The 18011-nt window shown below is 33.9% G+C and carries 22 protein-coding genes and 1 pseudogene; 7 read left to right on the top strand and 16 right to left on the bottom strand.

What is annotated here, in order from left to right:
• Positions 1 to 3: 3 nt before the first annotated feature.
• The 15 genes and pseudogenes from KYH19_RS15935 to KYH19_RS16000 all read right to left on the bottom strand — a co-directional run bounded on the left by KYH19_RS15935 (position 4) and on the right by KYH19_RS16000 (position 9686).
• Positions 4 to 1095 carry a carboxypeptidase-like regulatory domain-containing protein gene (locus KYH19_RS15935; protein WP_219075834.1) on the bottom strand — a complete coding sequence of 364 codons (1092 nt, stop codon included), beginning with the start codon at positions 1093 to 1095 and terminating at the stop codon, positions 4 to 6.
• Between the two features lie 56 nt (positions 1096 to 1151).
• A complete protein-coding gene (locus KYH19_RS15940) occupies positions 1152 to 1334 on the bottom strand; it encodes a hypothetical protein (RefSeq protein ID WP_121283822.1) in 183 nt (60 codons plus the stop codon).
• A gap of 62 nt (positions 1335 to 1396) precedes the next feature.
• Positions 1397 to 1576 (bottom strand): hypothetical protein, encoded by a 180-nt coding sequence (locus KYH19_RS15945; protein ID WP_121283823.1) that lies wholly within the window; start codon positions 1574 to 1576, stop codon positions 1397 to 1399.
• A 75-nt stretch (positions 1577 to 1651) separates the two neighbouring features.
• The gene (locus KYH19_RS15950) at positions 1652 to 1975 is read right to left on the bottom strand and encodes a helix-turn-helix domain-containing protein (RefSeq protein ID WP_193420420.1); all 324 of its coding nucleotides are present in this window, start codon (positions 1973 to 1975) and stop codon (positions 1652 to 1654) included.
• 15 nt (positions 1976 to 1990) lie between these two features.
• Complete coding sequence (locus tag KYH19_RS24390; RefSeq protein WP_370630320.1) at positions 1991 to 2860, bottom strand: peptidase domain-containing ABC transporter; 870 nt, start codon at positions 2858 to 2860, stop codon at positions 1991 to 1993.
• A 102-nt stretch (positions 2861 to 2962) separates the two neighbouring features.
• Positions 2963 to 4193, bottom strand: a pseudogene (locus KYH19_RS24395) (peptidase domain-containing ABC transporter); the annotation flags it as partial.
• A 111-nt stretch (positions 4194 to 4304) separates the two neighbouring features.
• Positions 4305 to 5465, bottom strand: coding sequence for an HlyD family secretion protein (locus KYH19_RS15960; RefSeq protein WP_219075835.1), 1161 nt, complete (start codon positions 5463 to 5465; stop codon positions 4305 to 4307).
• 261 nt (positions 5466 to 5726) lie between these two features.
• A complete protein-coding gene (locus KYH19_RS15965; RefSeq protein ID WP_193420417.1) occupies positions 5727 to 5864 on the bottom strand; it encodes a hypothetical protein in 138 nt (45 codons plus the stop codon).
• A gap of 28 nt (positions 5865 to 5892) precedes the next feature.
• Positions 5893 to 6093, bottom strand: coding sequence for a hypothetical protein (locus KYH19_RS15970; RefSeq protein ID WP_193420416.1), 201 nt, complete (start codon positions 6091 to 6093; stop codon positions 5893 to 5895).
• Positions 6094 to 6120: 27 nt separating this feature from the next.
• Positions 6121 to 6285, bottom strand: a complete 165-nt coding sequence (locus tag KYH19_RS15975; RefSeq protein WP_193420415.1) for a hypothetical protein — start codon at positions 6283 to 6285, stop codon at positions 6121 to 6123.
• Positions 6286 to 6533: 248 nt separating this feature from the next.
• On the bottom strand, positions 6534 to 6674 hold the full coding sequence (locus KYH19_RS15980) for a hypothetical protein (RefSeq protein WP_193420414.1): 141 nt from the start codon (positions 6672 to 6674) through the stop codon (positions 6534 to 6536).
• 1023 nt (positions 6675 to 7697) lie between these two features.
• Positions 7698 to 7838: a hypothetical protein gene (locus KYH19_RS15985; protein WP_193420413.1), complete on the bottom strand. Its 141-nt coding sequence runs from the start codon at positions 7836 to 7838 to the stop codon at positions 7698 to 7700.
• 52 nt (positions 7839 to 7890) lie between these two features.
• On the bottom strand, positions 7891 to 8082 hold the full coding sequence (locus KYH19_RS15990) for a hypothetical protein (RefSeq protein ID WP_193420412.1): 192 nt from the start codon (positions 8080 to 8082) through the stop codon (positions 7891 to 7893).
• Positions 8083 to 8894: 812 nt separating this feature from the next.
• Positions 8895 to 9353, bottom strand: a complete 459-nt coding sequence (locus KYH19_RS15995; protein ID WP_193420411.1) for a CPBP family intramembrane glutamic endopeptidase — start codon at positions 9351 to 9353, stop codon at positions 8895 to 8897.
• A gap of 135 nt (positions 9354 to 9488) precedes the next feature.
• Positions 9489 to 9686, bottom strand: a complete 198-nt coding sequence (locus KYH19_RS16000; RefSeq protein ID WP_193420410.1) for a hypothetical protein — start codon at positions 9684 to 9686, stop codon at positions 9489 to 9491.
• Between the two features lie 555 nt (positions 9687 to 10241).
• On the opposite strand from KYH19_RS16000, the gene KYH19_RS16005 reads away from it, so the two are divergent.
• The 7 genes from KYH19_RS16005 to KYH19_RS16035 all read left to right on the top strand — a co-directional run bounded on the left by KYH19_RS16005 (position 10242) and on the right by KYH19_RS16035 (position 17289).
• Entirely contained in the window at positions 10242 to 11378 is a 1137-nt protein-coding gene (locus KYH19_RS16005) for a S41 family peptidase (RefSeq protein ID WP_219075836.1), read from the top strand.
• Between the two features lie 131 nt (positions 11379 to 11509).
• Complete coding sequence (locus KYH19_RS16010; protein ID WP_219075837.1) at positions 11510 to 11686, top strand: hypothetical protein; 177 nt, start codon at positions 11510 to 11512, stop codon at positions 11684 to 11686.
• A gap of 56 nt (positions 11687 to 11742) precedes the next feature.
• Entirely contained in the window at positions 11743 to 13164 is a 1422-nt protein-coding gene (locus KYH19_RS16015; protein WP_219075838.1) for a S41 family peptidase, read from the top strand.
• Positions 13165 to 13430: 266 nt separating this feature from the next.
• Entirely contained in the window at positions 13431 to 14294 is an 864-nt protein-coding gene (locus KYH19_RS16020; RefSeq protein ID WP_219075839.1) for a sensor histidine kinase, read from the top strand.
• Entirely contained in the window at positions 14291 to 15016 is a 726-nt protein-coding gene (locus KYH19_RS16025) for a LytTR family DNA-binding domain-containing protein (protein ID WP_219075840.1), read from the top strand. The genes KYH19_RS16020 and KYH19_RS16025 overlap by 4 nt, the downstream gene beginning before the upstream one ends.
• Positions 15017 to 15218: 202 nt before the next feature.
• Positions 15219 to 16853: an L-glutamate gamma-semialdehyde dehydrogenase gene (gene pruA, locus KYH19_RS16030; protein ID WP_219075841.1), complete on the top strand. Its 1635-nt coding sequence runs from the start codon at positions 15219 to 15221 to the stop codon at positions 16851 to 16853.
• Between the two features lie 175 nt (positions 16854 to 17028).
• Positions 17029 to 17289 (top strand): hypothetical protein, encoded by a 261-nt coding sequence (locus KYH19_RS16035; RefSeq protein WP_121284587.1) that lies wholly within the window; start codon positions 17029 to 17031, stop codon positions 17287 to 17289.
• A gap of 63 nt (positions 17290 to 17352) precedes the next feature.
• Here the strand turns inward: KYH19_RS16035 and KYH19_RS16040 are convergent, their stop codons facing one another.
• On the bottom strand, positions 17353 to 18009 hold the full coding sequence (locus tag KYH19_RS16040) for a carbonic anhydrase (protein ID WP_193420403.1): 657 nt from the start codon (positions 18007 to 18009) through the stop codon (positions 17353 to 17355).
• Between the last annotated feature and the right edge of the window lie 2 nt (positions 18010 to 18011).

Consider the following 18011-nt stretch of genomic DNA (forward strand, 5'->3'; position numbering starts at 1 on the left):
AAACTAAAAGAGCTTATGAAATGGTATTTGATGCTTAATTTTAAATTCGCTCAATTCATCACAACTCCCAGTTTGTTCGACGTATTTTTCTAATCCACATTTATTAACATCAAAATTCCATTTATCTATATCTGCACCTATTTGACGAAATACAAATATTTCATCATTTGTTGAATAGGAATTTCTGCCAATTATTTGTTTTGCACTTATAGATCCAGAAAAGAGTTCATTATTTAGATAAGAATAATCATAAAATAAAAAATGGTTTTTATTTACATATTGTTCATAATACCGGGATTGTTTTAATGAATTAGTTTTTTTATCCAAAATCCATAGGTAAGAAACCAAAAGCTTTTCATTGGCAGAAAGATTTCCTTTAATATTAATAACGGTATTAATACTATCAGATTTAATACTTTCTTCTGTAAGATTTAACTTTACGAGCTCATAGAAATGATTTGGCAATAACCCCAAACGCAATTTAATTTGAGGATTACTCCCATAAGTTACCTTCGGACGGCTATTTGAATTAATCGGATTACAAGCATAATCAATATTTAATTTTACTTTTTTACTGCTACCAGCGACAATAAGATCTTTTAAATCAGGACAGTTCAGATTTAACAAGCCTTCGTTTAATAAGATAACCTTTTCGTTATTCCGAACAACAGACTGTCTCAAAAAAACCTTCGCGTTGAAAGCATTTGGATTTAATTGCAGAAAGGATATGTTCAACAATGAATCAATTGTTTTTCGTTTGTTAAAACTTATTTGAACATCATCTAATTGGAATGACTTTGCTGTTAAAACGATATTTTTCTGAAGGGAATCAGTTAAAACAACAGTGGAAGCTTCATAAAAAGGAAAAGTTACCTTCAATGTATCACCCAATTTGGCATTGGCTTCAAAATAACCAGATGCATCACTATTGCCAACATATTTGCCGGAAATTATTATTGAGGCACCTATTAAAGGTTCTTTACCATCAAAAACATGCCCTGTAAGATAAAATGACTGTGCATCAACATTAACAGAAAATAGAAAAAACAAAATCGCTAAAAAAGCATTTTTAGCGTTACATATATATTTAAACATAAGCTGGTATAAAAGGAAGTAAAATAGCAGGTATTTGACCTGCTATTTTTGTTTAATTATTTTCCATGTGCTCCATCTGAGCCTAAGGTAAGTCCAATATTATCCTGTAACCAATGATAAGCGTCATCCAAAGCATTACCAACTGCTTCAAATGCTCTGCTAAACCAGCTTCCACCATCAATTGACTTCATTTCTGTTAAAGATAATTCTTCAACCTCATATTTTTTAAGATTTTTCATATTGTATTTTTTAATTAGTTTTAAGCCTGCTATTTAGACAATCCGGTTTATATTTTAGTTATTTATAGGTTTGAGGTTGGATCGGCACCTACCACATCGGTAACAATTTCATGCACTACATCCAAAACAAACTCTTTTATCGAATTCCACGCCCTGCCAATCCAGCTGCCTCCTTCAACAAGAGATATTTCTGAGAAGCTCATCTCCTGAACATTTAAGTTCTCTAGATTTAATTTTTTCACAATTTAGATTTTATTGATTTCACCTACTCGTTAAAGGCTTTTCGGTATACGCCTTTTTGTTGCAACGGTACTAAATTACTTTTGCTCACTATACAAAAAAAGGAGTGGATAATTTTGCTGATAAAAAAAACCAGCATTTATATCCGTTAACTCCTGAGGCTTTAAAACCGTAAAATCGGCCCTAATATTTACTTCGAATGCCTGGGTATAATAATATGTTTGTAACTGTCGCGAGTATTCTATCGGAGCGCCCATTAATTTCAACTCATCTAATACCACGTATAGTCGCGAGGTAGAAATTGATAATCTTCTTGCTAAATTTTCAGGAGCACCTGTACGGCTTTCTTTTATCAATTTGTGAATGATCTTAATGCGATCGATGTATTCTAATAGTTTCATAGTACAGGTGGATAATTAAATGCTATCTCTTACAAATTCAAGTGAGGGTGTGATCAGACTTGGTAGGTCATCATCGCCAAATTGCTGTTTCCATAAACTAGCATAATGCCCATTCGCCATCATCATTTCCGTATGGCTCCCCTCTTCTACAACCTTTCCTTTATCTAATACAATAATCTGATCAGCCTTTCTAATCGTAGGTAACCGATGCGCAATGATGATGATTGTTTTCTTTTGCATCCTTAGCAAATCTATTGTTCGCTGCACATACTGCTCTGAAGCTGAATCTAAAGAGGAAGTAGCTTCATCCAGAATTAAAATTTCAGGATTACGGTATAGTGCCCTCGCGATGGCGATCCTTTGTTTTTGTCCACCTGATAAAGAGGCTCCGTTTTCACCTAAATAAGTCTGAAAACCTTCTGGCAAAGCTTCAATAAAATCGATAATCCCCAATTGTGTGCAAATACCAATAATCTGTTGCATATTTGGCTCATAATCGCCAATGGCAATATTTTCGATTACATTTCCTGCAAAAAGATCAATTTTTTGTGGCACAACACTTAATAAATTTCTTAAAGAGGCATTATTCAAATACTTAAGCGCATGATTACCAATAAAAATATTACCTGATTGTATGGGATAAATATTTTGTAGCAAAGACATTAAGGTAGATTTACCGGATCCACTCTCCCCAACAATAGCGGTAAAACTTCCGGCCTTAATCATTAGATTTAGATCATCAAACACATTAACGCGACTCCCATACCTAAAGGCTACATGTTCAAATCTGATATCGCCCATTAATTCTTTGGTGAGGAAAACGCCAGATGAATTTTGTTCAATTTCCAAATCCATGATTTCAAACAAACGATCAGAGGCGATCATGGCATCTTGAATAGATTTGTTTGCTCCAATTAAGCAAGTAGCAGGACCAGTAAAATAACCGATTAATGTATAGAAAGAGAATAATTCACCAGGGGTAATTTCGCCGTCTAAAACATAACCGGCACCCACCCAAAGTAAAACGATTGTAAGCATACGGGCAATAACCTCTGTTGAGGTACCAGAAAAAACAGAGTTTAATCCTGATTTATAAATTGTTCTTAGGAGGCCGATAAAATGAGTCTCTGTTTTTTCATTCGTAAATCTTTCTAAACCAAATCTTTTAATTGTGGCCACATTATTTAAACCTTCTACCAATTGCGATTCCAACTCTGCCGACTCCTCCATCAACTTCCGCTGAATTTTTTTGTTTAATTTATTGCTGATGAAATAAATCAATAAATACAATGGAATAACAGCTAACATCATTAAGGCCAGTTTCCAATAGTAACTGAACATTAAAATAAAAGAGAACACCACAATAAAGCCGTTTACCACCAGGTTAATGGAAACATCGTTTATAAAAGCCCTTATTTTAACCGCGTCGTTTACTCTAGAAATAATTTCGCCCACCCTCATTGGTATCGAAAAATTGTTGAGGCAGTTTTAAGAGATGTTTATAGTAACCCAAGATCAAGCGGGCATCTATCTGTTGCCCCGTACGGATGGTAAAAATAGTTTTAGCGGTGCCTATAAACAATTGCAGCCCTAAAATGGCTACCATCATTAAGCTCATTAAATTAAGCAGGTTCCGGTTACCTTCTACCAAAACATGATCAGTTATTTTTTGAACAAAAACAGAGGTAGATAGCCCAAGTATGGTATAAATCAAAGCACCAAAAAGTGCCTGTACTACAATACTTTTATGTGGTTTAATCAGGTTCCAAAAACGGCTTTTAGTATCAACCTTTTCATTTCCTTGTTTAAAGCCTTCATCAGGCAATAACAGCACCAATACACCTGTCCATTCGCTTGTAAATTCATCAATGGTTTTGCGGTGTATTTTTCCATCGCCGGGGTCCATTACTTCGACGTATTTATCCGTTACCTTATAAATAACCACATAATGCTGCAATTGCTTCTTTACTACTACATGAGCAATTGCCGGTAGTGGAATTTTAGAAAGACTATCTAAATTGCCCTTTACCCCTTTTGCTTCAAAACCCAGTTTATTTGCCGCTTCTATCAAACCTAAAACATTGGTTCCTTTTTGATCAGTACTGGCCAATTGGCGGATCCGCGCAACAGGCATTTTCAATTTATAAAATGCAGCTATAGATGCCAAACAAGCAGCACCACAATCGGTAATATCGCGTTGTTTTATTAGTGTAGACATAGAAGTGAGATATTAGATTTGAGACTGGAGATATGAGACTGGAGCACTATGATTGGTAATTTGAGATTTCGGCTTTAACCTTTAAGCTATCCACCTTAAACCCTAAGCCTTTTACCCTACGCCTTTTAAGGGGTTTAACCAATCATCAACTTTATCATAAAGCAGTTGATATAGGTTTCGTTTGGCAATAGCAAAATGTGCATTAAAGGTCATACCCTTTTTTACCTGGCCTTTATAACCGTTTTTTAATTTCAAATAATCCCTATCCAATTTACACTTCACTTTAAAATAAGGACTCTGGTTAATCAATATAATATCGTCTGAAATATCGGCCACTATACCTGCAAGCAAACCCCATTGGTTATAGCTAAAAGCATCGATCTGAAACCTAACGGTTTGCCCGGTTTTAATTAAACCGATATCTGACGGTTTAATATAACAAATGGCCAACAGGGCACTATCTGGCGATATTTCGCCTATTTTCTGATTGGCAGAAATGAAAGAACCCAATTGTAAGCCTGACAGATTTTGTACCGTGCCAGAAATCCCTGCGGTTAAGTGATATAGTTTTTCCTGCTCGGTAAGCTGGATCTTCTGACTATCCAAGTCCTTGAGTTCTTTTCTATATTGATTAGATTCGGTTTGCCACTGAGTTTTATATTTCCTGGCAACCATTTTAAAATCGGAAAGTGCCTGTTCGTAATTAAATTTATATTGCTCATACTCTGCTTCGGTAACTACCCTCTTGCTGAAAAGAATCTCATACCTTTTATAAATTTTGCAGGCCTGTTCGCGTGCATTTAATGCATTTTGAATCTGCTCTGCGTATTGTTGCCAGCTTGCAGCATACAGGCCGGTCTGCAATGCAGGTTGCCCGGCATTGCTTAAATCGACCAGTTTTAAGAGGAGGAGCGCATCATTTAATAAATCTTTTAATTCACGGGAGCGATTATTCAAAATCACATTTTGTGTTTCGGGTATGGTAGGATCAATATTTAAAAGGAGTTGTCCTTTTTTTATTTTTTTGTTATCGGTTAAATTAATCAGCGTAATTTTCCCGGAGACTGGCGCCAGCAATTCTGCCCTTTCGATGTTACTCTGCAAAGAACCATTACCTTTAACACTTACGGTTGTATAAATAAAAGGCAGGGCAGCAAAAGCAATAAGAATGAAAAATATGGTGGCAGAATAAATAATTTGTGTACGAACCTTGGTGTGGTGTAAAAAAATAATGGCGTTATCTTCGAAATTGGCATCTTCTGTAAAAGACATAATCATCAATTGGCTTGGTTAAGGCCAAGTTTGTGATTATTATTTTATGCGGGAAAAAAGATACACGAAATGGGCTATTGTAGGGATGAATCTGTTTTGATCTTTAGAAAATAAAAAACCGATAGATGCACAAATAGGCACTATCGGTTAACAATATTTTAATCGTATTTGGCTTTCTTAGAATTAATTTATTTCATATTTTTAATTAAATATAGCTTTATTGCTCAAAATACAGTTTAAATTAGTTTGAGAGAGTTAACGTTATTTAGACAAATCAATACTTACATTTTTACCATCACGGTTTCCATCATTTCTGCCAATTTTATATGCAACCATCATGGTACTAAACAATAGTAAAAACAAGATCAACTTAACCCAATTATTTTCCAGTATTTTCATAGTATATGTTATAATTAAAATTAACAAATTACTCGTTTATTGCTTTTGAAACGCCATAACCTATCCAGTAGGCTACTCCAAATATACTACCAGACATCGCCCTAAGCATGTGGCTAACTATTGATATTTCTTGAGAGCCGCCACTGATCATTAATTGCTCAGTTTTGTTTAATTCTATTAATTTGATGGTTGTAAGCTTTACACTAAGATTTTTATTATAATTTTCCATATATTTTTTATTTTAATTAACAGATAACTATCTATTTCCATCTGCTCTACCAATTTCATAAGCAGCATACAATGCAATTCCCAAAAGCCCACCCGCAAACAAAAGAACAATTGGATTCCCGGCATCAACGGTTAACATCTCTTTAGCATCCATTTCCTGAACACCAAAACGCTCTAATTTTAAGTTTTTCATTTCGTTTAATTTAAATTTTTGTTTCTTACTCTTTAAAGGCTTTTCAGGTTCCGCCTATGTTGGACTAACATGAAACAAGTATCTAATTTTAAAATTCGACTCAGAAAAAAGATACACGAAATGGGCTATTTTAGGGATGAATCTGTTTTGATCTTTAGAAAATAAAAAAACCGATAGATGTACTAATTACATCTATCGGTTAACTACTTAAATACTATTTTAGAAATATTGCAATATTTAACAATTAATTAATTTTTTATACTAATGTTAAAGCCTTTAGCAAAACTCCTCCCAAAAGATTCAGTAATTTCGCCCAACACAAAAACAAGTAAAACAATAGCAATTACAGTAGATAACGCTTTTGCATTTTTTTTAATAATATTATTCATATTGCCTAAAATTAAAATGTACTTTAAAAATTCTATTTTTTCACAAAAATTCTTTCCTATAAGCTGCTGATTCTGCCACTTCTCCGGCTAGATAAACAAGTCCACCAATTGCTGCAAAAACCTGCCAAATCCCTCCATTTATATTTTTCTTTTCCACCAAAGTTAATTCTTTGACTTCTAATTTTTAAAATCTACTTTCATTTTATATCTATTTTTTTTATAAAACATTACATTGACAGCCGTTTTCAAATTTCTCGATTAGGTAGGCAGAACCGGGTGCCATAAATATAACCAAATTGGTACATTACCTCCACTTATTTTATCCATTTCTTTAATATCCATCTTCTGAACAACAAAATTGCTTAATTCTTATTTTTTCATTTCGTTTAATTTAAAATTTATTCCTTAATCATTTAAGGCTTTTCAGGTTCCGCCTATGTTGGCCTAACATGAAACAAGTATCTAATTTTAAAATTTTACTCAGAAAAAAGATAAACTAAAAGGGAAATTGTAGGGATGAAAAGGCTCGATTAAGAGAGTTGGTCATGAATTTCGCCATGGAACCAAAAGCCTACCAGCAATAAATGATTAGGATTTACACACTTCATGAGCCAAATCCAGGTAATTTCTTTCATACATGGATTAAACTCATTTGTAATTAATGGAAATAGAAAATATTCTAACATTATTAGTGGCTAACATAATATGCCGCCTTACCAATAAAATAACCACCTAAATAAGTTATTCCAATTAGGGCAAAAGCCAGAAAGATAAATAGCAGAAGGTTGTTTTTCATAGCAATTTTAGATGAGTTGTTTTAATTGAAATTTGATTTCATGGCTTCCTACTTGTTTCAGATTCTGTCTAGCTGAGCATAACATAAAACAAATATCTAATTTTAGAATTTATAGAGCAAAAAAGATACACGAAATGGTGTATTGTAGAGGTGAAAAGGCTTTGGATCTTTAAAATAAAAACCACATCTATCGGTTAACTATTTAAACGCTATTTAAGGAAGAGTGATTAGAGGGATAGTGCAGCAACTGCATAATCTTTCCCATGTTCAAAACCAAACCTAAACAGCTCAAATGATAAATAAGTAAGAAGTACAAGAAATAACACAAACACGTAAATCCTGTCTTCTTTTGTAATTGAATGATTCATAATATTAAATTTATGTCTGTTACCTATCTTACCAATTGTTTCATACAAAAACTTACTTAGCCGCAGCTACACCTGCATCCCAACCAAATTTAAACAGCTGGTAGCTTAATGCTGTAGCACCAACAACTAAACCTAATAATCCAAGTATGCCTCCATTTGTTTCAATAATTTCTTGCTCTGATAACTCTTTAAGATTATCAATTTTTAGTGAATTCAATTTACTAATTTTATTTAAAGATTTCATAATATGTCAATTTTATTTGTTTAATTTTTTAAACGTGACTTTTAATAGCCTGCAGTGCTTTTTCATAAATGAAGCCCGAAATCCACCCAGTAATTGGAAGAGTAAGCAATCCTAGCATCCCTCCATTTTTTTCAACCATCTCCTTAACACCAAATCTTTCTAATTCTAATTTTTCATTTTGTTTAATTTAAATTTTTGTTTCTTACTCTTTAAAGGCTTTTAAGGTTCCGCCTATGTTGGCCTAACATGAAACAAGTATCTAATTTTAAAATTCGACTCAGAAAAAAGATACACTAAAAGGGTTATTCCAGGGACGAAAAGGCTGGATAAGAGAGTTGGTCATGAATTTCGCCATGGAACCAAAAGCCTACCAGCAATAAATGATTAGGGATTTACACACTTCATGAGCCAAATCCCGATAATTTCTTTCATACATGGATTAAACTCATTTGTAATTAATGGGAGTAGCAAATATTCTAACATTATTAGTGGCTAACATAATATACCGCCTTACCAATAAAATAACCACCTAAATAAGTTATTCCAACTAGGGCAAAAACCAGAAAGATAAATAGCAAAAGGTTATTTTTCATTTCATTTTTAGATTAAATGTTTATTTAAATTGTTAACAAGAAAATACTGAAATATTTAATGCCTTGTATTGCTCCGTTTATAAAAGATATTTTATGATCGAAAGATATATATGCGTTCTAAAACAGATTAGGCTGGCGTGTTAAAAGCTATAATATTAAACATAATCACAATTAAATAATAATTATCGCCTTCAATATTTTACATTTTTCAATTCAAAATTATTTAAGGTTAATTAAATCACCACAAAGAACAAATAAATTATGTAACATGTGAATGATGCAAACAATTACAAATTTATTTAATCTCCTTCCTTCCCAGCATAAATAAGCCATAATTAATACAGTTCCGGCAAGGAAACCATAAAGGATATAAGCAAAACTTGAAAAATGAATTAATCCAAATAGCAGGCTCGAAACCAATATGATGACCCATTTTTTTGAATTTCTCCTCTTCAAAATATCGTAAGGTGCTTTTTGAAAAAAGTAGGTTTCTATTAATGGAGCTAAAAAGCAAGATAAAATTAATTTGTAAGGTAAAGTTTTATGATCAATTCTATTATTGTAAACAATTTCAACACCAAATTTCGATTCTATTAATTCAATAAAATAATCGTATAAAAAACTGATTCCTAATAAAAAACATGAAAATATAACAATAAATATTATTGGATTTTCCATTGCATTTTTCAACCTTACCTTAAAAGTGTTATTAAACATACCTTGACCGAGATTTATATTTACAAATAAAAGATTTTTTACCTTTATTCGATATAGACTATGGGGCAGATCTTGAAAATGCCCCATAGCTTAGATTTACTTTTTTAATCCAGACGGAAGAGATTGTTGATAACGACCACCTTCTTGCCCAGCATGATACCATATTTCAACCCAACCATCTAATAAGTGTCCTATCAAGTAATCCCCCACGCTAAATCTACCTCCATTTTCTTTAATCAATCCTTTTGCATCCATTTCCTGAACGCCAAAACTTTCTAATTTTAAATTTTTCATAATTAGTTTTTCATTTAAGTTTTCTTACTCTTTAAAGGCTTTTCAGGTTCCGCCTATGTTGGCCTAACATGAAACAAGTATCTAATTTTAAAATTCGACTCAGAAAAAAGATACACTAAAAGCCCTTTTATAAGGACAAAAAGAGATATAACATCAGAAATAGTTTAAATCAGTGCCAATAGATATTACATTTCCCTCAAGATAAGGCAATACAAATATGTATTTTAAAATAGTTCATGCTTTGTGGATAAATATCTACTATAATTGTAATTTAAAACTATGAAAAAAATTATCTTCTACTTATTGCTCTTATTCCCGTTTTATAATTTACAAGCTCAGAACTGTAATTGCGGTGATAATTTTAATTATCTTACTAATAGAATAACAAAAAATTATGTTGGCTATGCCGATAAAGTAAAGCCTGCAAATAGCCAACAGTTTAAAAAATTCACAGATAGTCTGCAACAGGTAGCCAATCAGGCCAACCAATACAAGTGTTTAAGTTTATGCCGGGAATGGTTAGATTTTTTCAAAGATAAACACATATCATTTGGGATGGATTTTGATAAATTGGATCCAGATTCTGTAAGAAGTTTTTTTGCTAATGAAGAAAAAACCACCTGGACAGAGAGCACATTTAAATCCTATCTTGAACAAAATAAAGAAGCCCTAGATAGCATTGAAGGAATTTGGAGCGTTGGCATATATGAAGTTGGGATTGTTAAAGACAAAAAGTCCGATCAGTTTATAGGTTTTATACTAAAGGCAGACTCTGTAAGATGGATGCCTCAACATATCAAATTTAGATTGGCAAAAAAGGATAATCAATATCAAACCATTTTCTTTGCTGGGGGGGACCATTCAGAGCAACACCCAATACTTTTGAAAACTAGAGATGTTTTAGATTTCGGAATATTCGGAAAGTGGATGAGGAGCCCCAAACTACTCCCTGCTCCACTTAAAAAAGAAATTGACCTTTCGCCAAAATTTAAGGTTTTGGACCATGAAACCGCATTATTTGAAATGCCATCTTTTGGCAAACTAGAATATGTAGCCCCAACAGCAGCATTAATTAAAAAGAATGAAAACGTATTAAAAAACACCAAACATTTAATTATCGATTTAAGAAATAATGGCGGTGGATCTGTTCTGATATATGAAAAGTTAATGCCCTACCTTTATACCAACCCTATACTAAAGGAAGGCGGATATGTTCTGGCAACACCAGAAAACATTAAAGATAGCGGTTACGCTAAAGAATATCCCGAAACCTCTGACAGCATAAGAAACGTTTTTAAAAAATACCTAACCGAGTTAAAAGCTCACCAGGGAGAAATGTATAAGCTATATCCAATAGATACCATCAAGTTTAAAACTATTTCAAAAAACCCTGAACGTGTTTCATTTCTTGTTAACCGGGGTACGGGAAGCGCTGCCGAAATGTTTTTACTGGAAGCTAAACAAAGTAAAAAAGTGAAACTCTATGGTGAACATTCATCTGGAGCTGTAGACTACACTGAATTTGTTAAAGTAGAAATGCCATGTAAATTCTACACGCTTTATTACCCTACCTGTAAATCTTTAAGATTACCAGATTATCCCTTAGATAATATTGGAATCAAGCCTGATGTAACAATACCTGCCGATGTTACCGATTGGATTGATTTTGTAAAGAAGTATAAACCTAATTAACGATCACTATTTAAACTAGACAATCTGTAGGTTTGACACAGACAAAAGGCCATTTGGTGTATATTTTTTGGCAAGTGCATTTAGAAATAACACTTTTAAATACATTTATTTAGCCATCTAATATTACAATTATGAAAAACAAAAAATTAGAAAAAAAGACTTTATTTGTTTTTAAGAAAAACAACCTTACAAATTTAACAAAAGAGCAAATGAGAAGAATTAATGGAGGTGATCATCCCACTAGTAACCTATCAGGAGAACCTGGTTGCGAAAATAAAACAATAAATAACCAAACCTTAAGTGGTTAGTATTTATGTATCAAATCCATTGAATTAAAACATTTGCAAACCCTATATTGCTATTGATGAAATATACAATTCCTTTTTTTTTCATGTTTGCCTTTTCATTTGCTTTAAAAGCACAAAACTGTAACTGTAATGATAACTTTCGCTTCTTGGTAGAGAAAATCAAGAAAAATTATATTGGTTATCCTGATAAGGTAGATTCTTCAAATCAATTTCAATTTGAAAAGTTTACAGACAGTTTAAAACACGTCGCCTCTATTTCCAATTCCTACAAGTGTTTAAGCTTAATGAGAGAATGGCTCAGTTTTTTTAAGGATAAACACGTAGATTTTGGGATGGATTTCAGCAAACTTTCACCTGATTCAGTAAAGCTGTTTTTTGCTAATGAAGAGAAAACAACTTGGACAGAAAAGCGTTTTAAATCTTACTTGCAAGAAAATAATAAAACTCTAGATAGTATAGAAGGAATTTGGAATTATGGGATGTATGAAATTGGAGTTGTTAAAGATAACACCAAAAAAAATATTGAATTTATTGGTTTTGTGATAAAAGCAGATAGCGTACGATGGATACCACAACAAATAAAATTTAAAATCGCGAAGACTGACAATCAGTATAAAACTATTTACTACAGCGCGGGTGATCATTCGGTTAATTACCCAGCTTTAATTAAACAGAATGACGTACTAGATTTTGGTTTTTTAGGAAAATGGGTAAGAGGAGAAAGAAAAGCTAAAACTATCCCCCCTGCTGCATACATTGAACCTGATTTAATGGCCAGTTTAAAAAAATTAGATGACCAAACAATTCTCCTTTCACTTCCTTCTTTCAATTCAAAGTATAAAACAAGAATAGATAGCTTAATCGAGAGAAATAAAGATAATTTAGCTAATACTAAACATCTAATTATTGATGTTCGTAACAATTCTGGAGGAACAACGGGTTGTTTTGAAAAAATAATACCTTATTTATATACTAACCCCATACATATTGATGGTGGTATCGTATTAGCTACAGATGACAATATTCGTGATTGTTATGAAAAAGATTATCCATATGCATCAGCAGCTTCAAAAAAAGAATTAAAAAAGAGTGCAAAAAAATTGAGAGCTAATTTAAATAAATTTTACCCACTTTATAAATCCAGTACACTGAAACTATTGAAAACATTAAAAAATCCCGAACGTGTTTCAATTCTAATTAACGGGAATACAGCAAGCAGTGGAGAATTATTTATTTTAAGAGCAGAACAAAGTAAAAAAGTAACTTTATTTGGACAAAATACTGCTGGAAGCGTTGATTATGGCGAAATGGTAATCACTCATCCTCCTTGTAGCTTTTTCACTCTTGTTTATCCAGTAGCAAAATCACTACACGCCATAAAACGACCATTAGATAATATAGGAATAACTCCAAATGTAATTATTCCTAATCAAGAAGTTGATTGGGTCAACTATGTAAAAAACTACAAAAGTAACTAATGATAAAGCATAACTATAGAGTAGTTACATATCACTTAATATTTTGGGTGATTTATATATTACTAAATAATATTTTGACGTATGCTCAAGATCCTAAAAGCTATATTTTCAATATTGGAGACATTTTTATCTTTCAAATTCCGAATATTTGTACTGTATATTTATGCATATTAGCATGTAGAAAATATACCAACCCGCTAAAATCATTTCCCTTGTTCTTAGGAATCGCTACTGTTTTCGCGTTCTCTTACCTCCTATGGTATACTATGACTTATCATATTAGGCCCTATGTTAATGCGAATGGATCAACTCCACCCCCATTCAATTTTATAAATTACGGGGCAGCTGTACTTTTGGTTTTTATTCGGTATTCAATTATAGGTATCGGCTACCATTTTGCCTCTGAAGGAATTAAACGTGAACGAAAACTGCGCCTCATTGAAAAAGAAAAACATGAAGCAGAATATGCCTTTCTCCGCGCACAGATTAATCCTCACTTTTTAAACAACACGCTGAATTTCTTTTTCGCAAAATCGTTACCCTTATCTCAGGAGCTTGCCGATGGCATTATGACCCTCAGTAAAATTATGCGCTATTCCCTGGAAATGGATAAAGATGACCGCATGACCTTAATAGACGAGGAAATTGAGCATATTAAAAATGTAATTAAAATTAATCAGCTTCGTTTCAATAACAAGTTACAGATCGATTTTAATGTAAATGGTAATACTGATCATGTAAGACTGATTCCATTAATTCTAATCACCATTGTAGAGAATATCTTAAAACATGGCGATTGCATAGATAAGTTGCATCCTGTTAAAATTACTTTAAACATTAACGAAATCGATCATAACATTCATCTAATCACCTGGAATAAAAAGAAAAATGGACCTAAAGAACTATCAAGTGGTATAGGTATGGAAAACATAAAGAAAAGACTCGCAAATCATTACAACAAAGGGGTTGCATTAAATATTAATGAAACCGAGATTGATTATAGTCTTGAATTAACTTTGCCTTACAATAAGGTTACTGATCACCAGGAAAAACCAAGCTCATTTGATAATTTAGGCTTTTTGGAACATTTCAAGATACCACAAATTAAACCTCAACCATATACCTCATGATTAAGTGCATTATTGTTGATGACGAAGACCATGCCATTGAAGTAATACAACATTACCTGAAATCAGTTGCTGCCATACAGATCGCGGCAACATTTATCAATCCGATTGATGCATTAAGCTTTTTAAGTAGCAATCCTGTAGATCTCATTTTTTTAGATATCCATATGCCAGGGATATCAGGTATCGAATTTATTCAAACCATGAAAAATAGGGATGTGCAGGTGATACTTACTACTGCCTATAAGGAATTTGCGACCGAGGGCTTCGATCTTGATGTGGTTGATTATTTAGTTAAGCCTATCCCGCTGCCCCGTTTTTTACAAGCAATAAACAAGGCTAAAAAGATAATCCAATCTAAAAAAACCAACATGCCGGCTAACCAGCAGGATGATGATTATTTTATGGTTAAAACAGAGGCTAAAGGTAAAATGCTTAAAATTAATATCGCTGAAATTGATTTTGTTGAGGGCATGAAAAATTATATCGCTTTTCACCATAATGGGATTAGAACGCTTGCGCTCTTAACGATGAAGGATGTAGAGGAAAGATTACCAAAAGCGCAATTTATCCGGGTACAGAAATCGTTTATAGTGGCACTTAATAAAATCACTTCAATAGATGGGAACAGGATTATTCTAAAAGGTATTTCAGCTGAAATATTAATTGGCGAAACCTATCGGAGAGATTTTTTGGATATGATGAAGCAAAAGCTGCTTTTATAACCAGAGTTTAAACTCTTCCTGTAAAGCCTAAACTACCCGGATTTTAACCGCAACTTCTTTAAAATTATCTACTCATTGGCTTAGGCCTTCAGACTTCTATCTAGGAACTGTTGCAGTTAAACCTTCCCTATTTTCTTTACAGAATAATAGAATTGCCTACCCCAAAAAGCACTATCTTTGCACAAATCATAAAAAATAAAATATGCTTAAAGGATTTTTTAACGTACCTACCCCGGTTAACGAGCCCATTAACAGCTATGCGCCAGGTACAAAAGAACGTTCTCTTTTAAAGGAGGCTATTTCCGAAGCGCGTGCTAAACAATTGGATATTCCGATGTTTATTGGCGGACAAGAGGTACATACTCAAAATAAAAAGAAAGTAGTAGCTCCGCACGATCATCAACATGTACTGGCTACCTTCAGTTATGGCGATAAAAACCATGTAAAACAAGCCATAGATGCTGCTTTGGCCGCCAAGGCAGATTGGGAAGCTTTAGCCTGGGAACACAGAGCTGCTATTTTTATGAAAGCTGCTGATTTGTTTGCTACAAAGTACCGCTACCAAATTAATGCGGCAACCATGCTTGGACAAAGTAAAAATGCCTATCAGGCTGAAATTGATGCTGCTTGCGAACTGGTAGATTTCTTGCGTTTTAATGTAAGTTATATGCAGGATATTTATGGCCAACAGCCGCCTGTATCGCCAAATGGCATGTGGAACAGAACGGAACAACGGCCTTTAGAGGGTTTTATATTTGCTTTAACACCTTTCAACTTTACCGCAATTGCCGGTAATTTACCTTCTTGTGTAGCCATGATGGGTAATGTGGTGGTATGGAAACCTGCCGATACCCAGGTTTATGCGGCTAATGTAATTATGAATGTTTTCCGTGAAGCAGGCTTACCTGACGGTGTAATTAATCTTATTTTTGCAGATGGTCCTGAAGTTGGCGATGTGGTTTTTAATCATGCTGATTTTGCAGGCATTCACTTTACAGGCTCAACAAAAGTTTTTCAGGAAATCTGGAAAACAATCGGAACAAACATCCATAAATACAAATCATATCCACGCATCGTTGGTGAAACCGGTGGTAAAGATTTTATTTTGGTTCACCCAAGTGCAGATGTTGCAGCTTCGGCTACTGCTATTGTACGTGGTGCTTTTGAATACCAAGGACAAAAATGTTCTGCTGCCAGCCGTACTTATATCCCACAAAGCCTGTGGCCTGAGATTAAAAAATTAATGATCAGAGATTTAGCTTCATTTAAAATGGGCGGAACAGAAGATTTCGGTAACTTTATTAATGCAGTTATTGATGAGCGTTCTTTCGATAAACTGGCTAAATACATCGATCAGGCTAAAAAAGATAAAGGTGTAGAAGTTATTGCCGGTGGCAACTATGATAAGAGCAAAGGTTATTTCATTGAACCTACTGTTCTAGTGGTTGACGATCCAAAATATACCACCATGTGTGAGGAACTTTTTGGTCCGGTACTATCTGTTTACGTATACGAAGATCAGGAATTTGACCAGATTTTAGAAATAATTGACACCACTTCACCCTATGCCTTAACGGGAGCTATTTTATCACAAGATAGATATGCTATAGAAAAAGCAAGTTATGCCTTACGCAACTCAGCTGGTAATTTTTACATTAACGACAAATGTACAGGTGCCGTAGTTGGGCAACAACCATTTGGTGGAGCAAGAGGATCAGGTACCAACGATAAAGCCGGGGCAATGATTAATTTATTGCGTTGGGTTTCTCCACGTACCATTAAAGAAACTTTTAATCCCCCAACTGATTACCGTTATCCATTCTTAGCAGAAGATTAATATTAAATACCAGGCCAGACATCATTGTCTGGCCTTTTTTATGTGTATGATCCTCATTTGCAATGAAGATGAGGAGAAAAAGCGATTGCACCACATAAATTTATCAAATACGATCTACCCAAAGATAAAACCAATCTTCTTTTTTACTGTTCTATATAATAGCTTAAATAAGACCATGGAAAACAAAAAAGAAAACAACGAAAATCTCGAAAATAAAGACATCGAAAATACTGCCGATAAAAGCAATATGCCCGATCAATTGGTGCCCCGCCACCGCAGCAACGATAATGAAAAGAAAAATACGGTAGAAAGCGATGCCGGTAACTTGGGTAGAAATTTTGGAAGAGGCGATTTTGGATCCGAAGAAGCCAGAGAAGATGCCGAAAAAGGCAATAAAGGCCATGCCGGCAATATGCCGAACAGTACAGAAAAATGAAAGCTCCCGATGTAAAACCGGAAGCTTTCCCTAACAACTAAAAAATAATACCTATGGGGTGTTTTATCCTACCTTAAAAGCAGGGGCAACATCATCAAGACAGTTACAAGTTACTTTCAGGTCTTTGATGATTCCTGTTTTTAGGCTATAAACCCAGGCATGTACAGCTAATTCCTGACCATTTGCCCAGGCACTTTGTACAATCGAAGTATTGGTCACATTTGCAGCGCCTTCAATGGCATTTAACTCCACTAAACGGTCAAATCTCTGATCAGGATCCTTGATCGTAGCCATTTCACGTTCGTGGGTACGGTACACATCGCGAATATTTCTCAGCCAGTTATCAATAATCCCCACTTGTTTATTGCCCAAAGCAGCTTTAACACCACCGCAACCATAATGGCCGCAAACAATAACATGTTTAACCTTTAATACATTAATAGAATAATCCAGTACTGAAAGCAGGTTCATATCCGTATGTACAACCACATTGGCTATGTTTCTATGCACAAAAATGTCACCTGGTCTGGTATTCGTAATCTGATTGGCCGGTACACGGCTATCTGAACAGCCGATCCATAAAACCGGTGGGCTCTGACCTTCTGATAATTTATCAAAAAAAGCAGGATCGTTGTCTATTGTATCTTTAACCCAGTCTTTATTACCCTGTAATAAGTTCTCGTAAGTTATATCTTTTGTATCTAATGTTTTTGCGCACATAA

The sequence above is a fragment of the Pedobacter sp. D749 genome (genome assembly GCF_019317285.1).
Classification (GTDB): Bacteria; Bacteroidota; Bacteroidia; order Sphingobacteriales; family Sphingobacteriaceae; genus Pedobacter.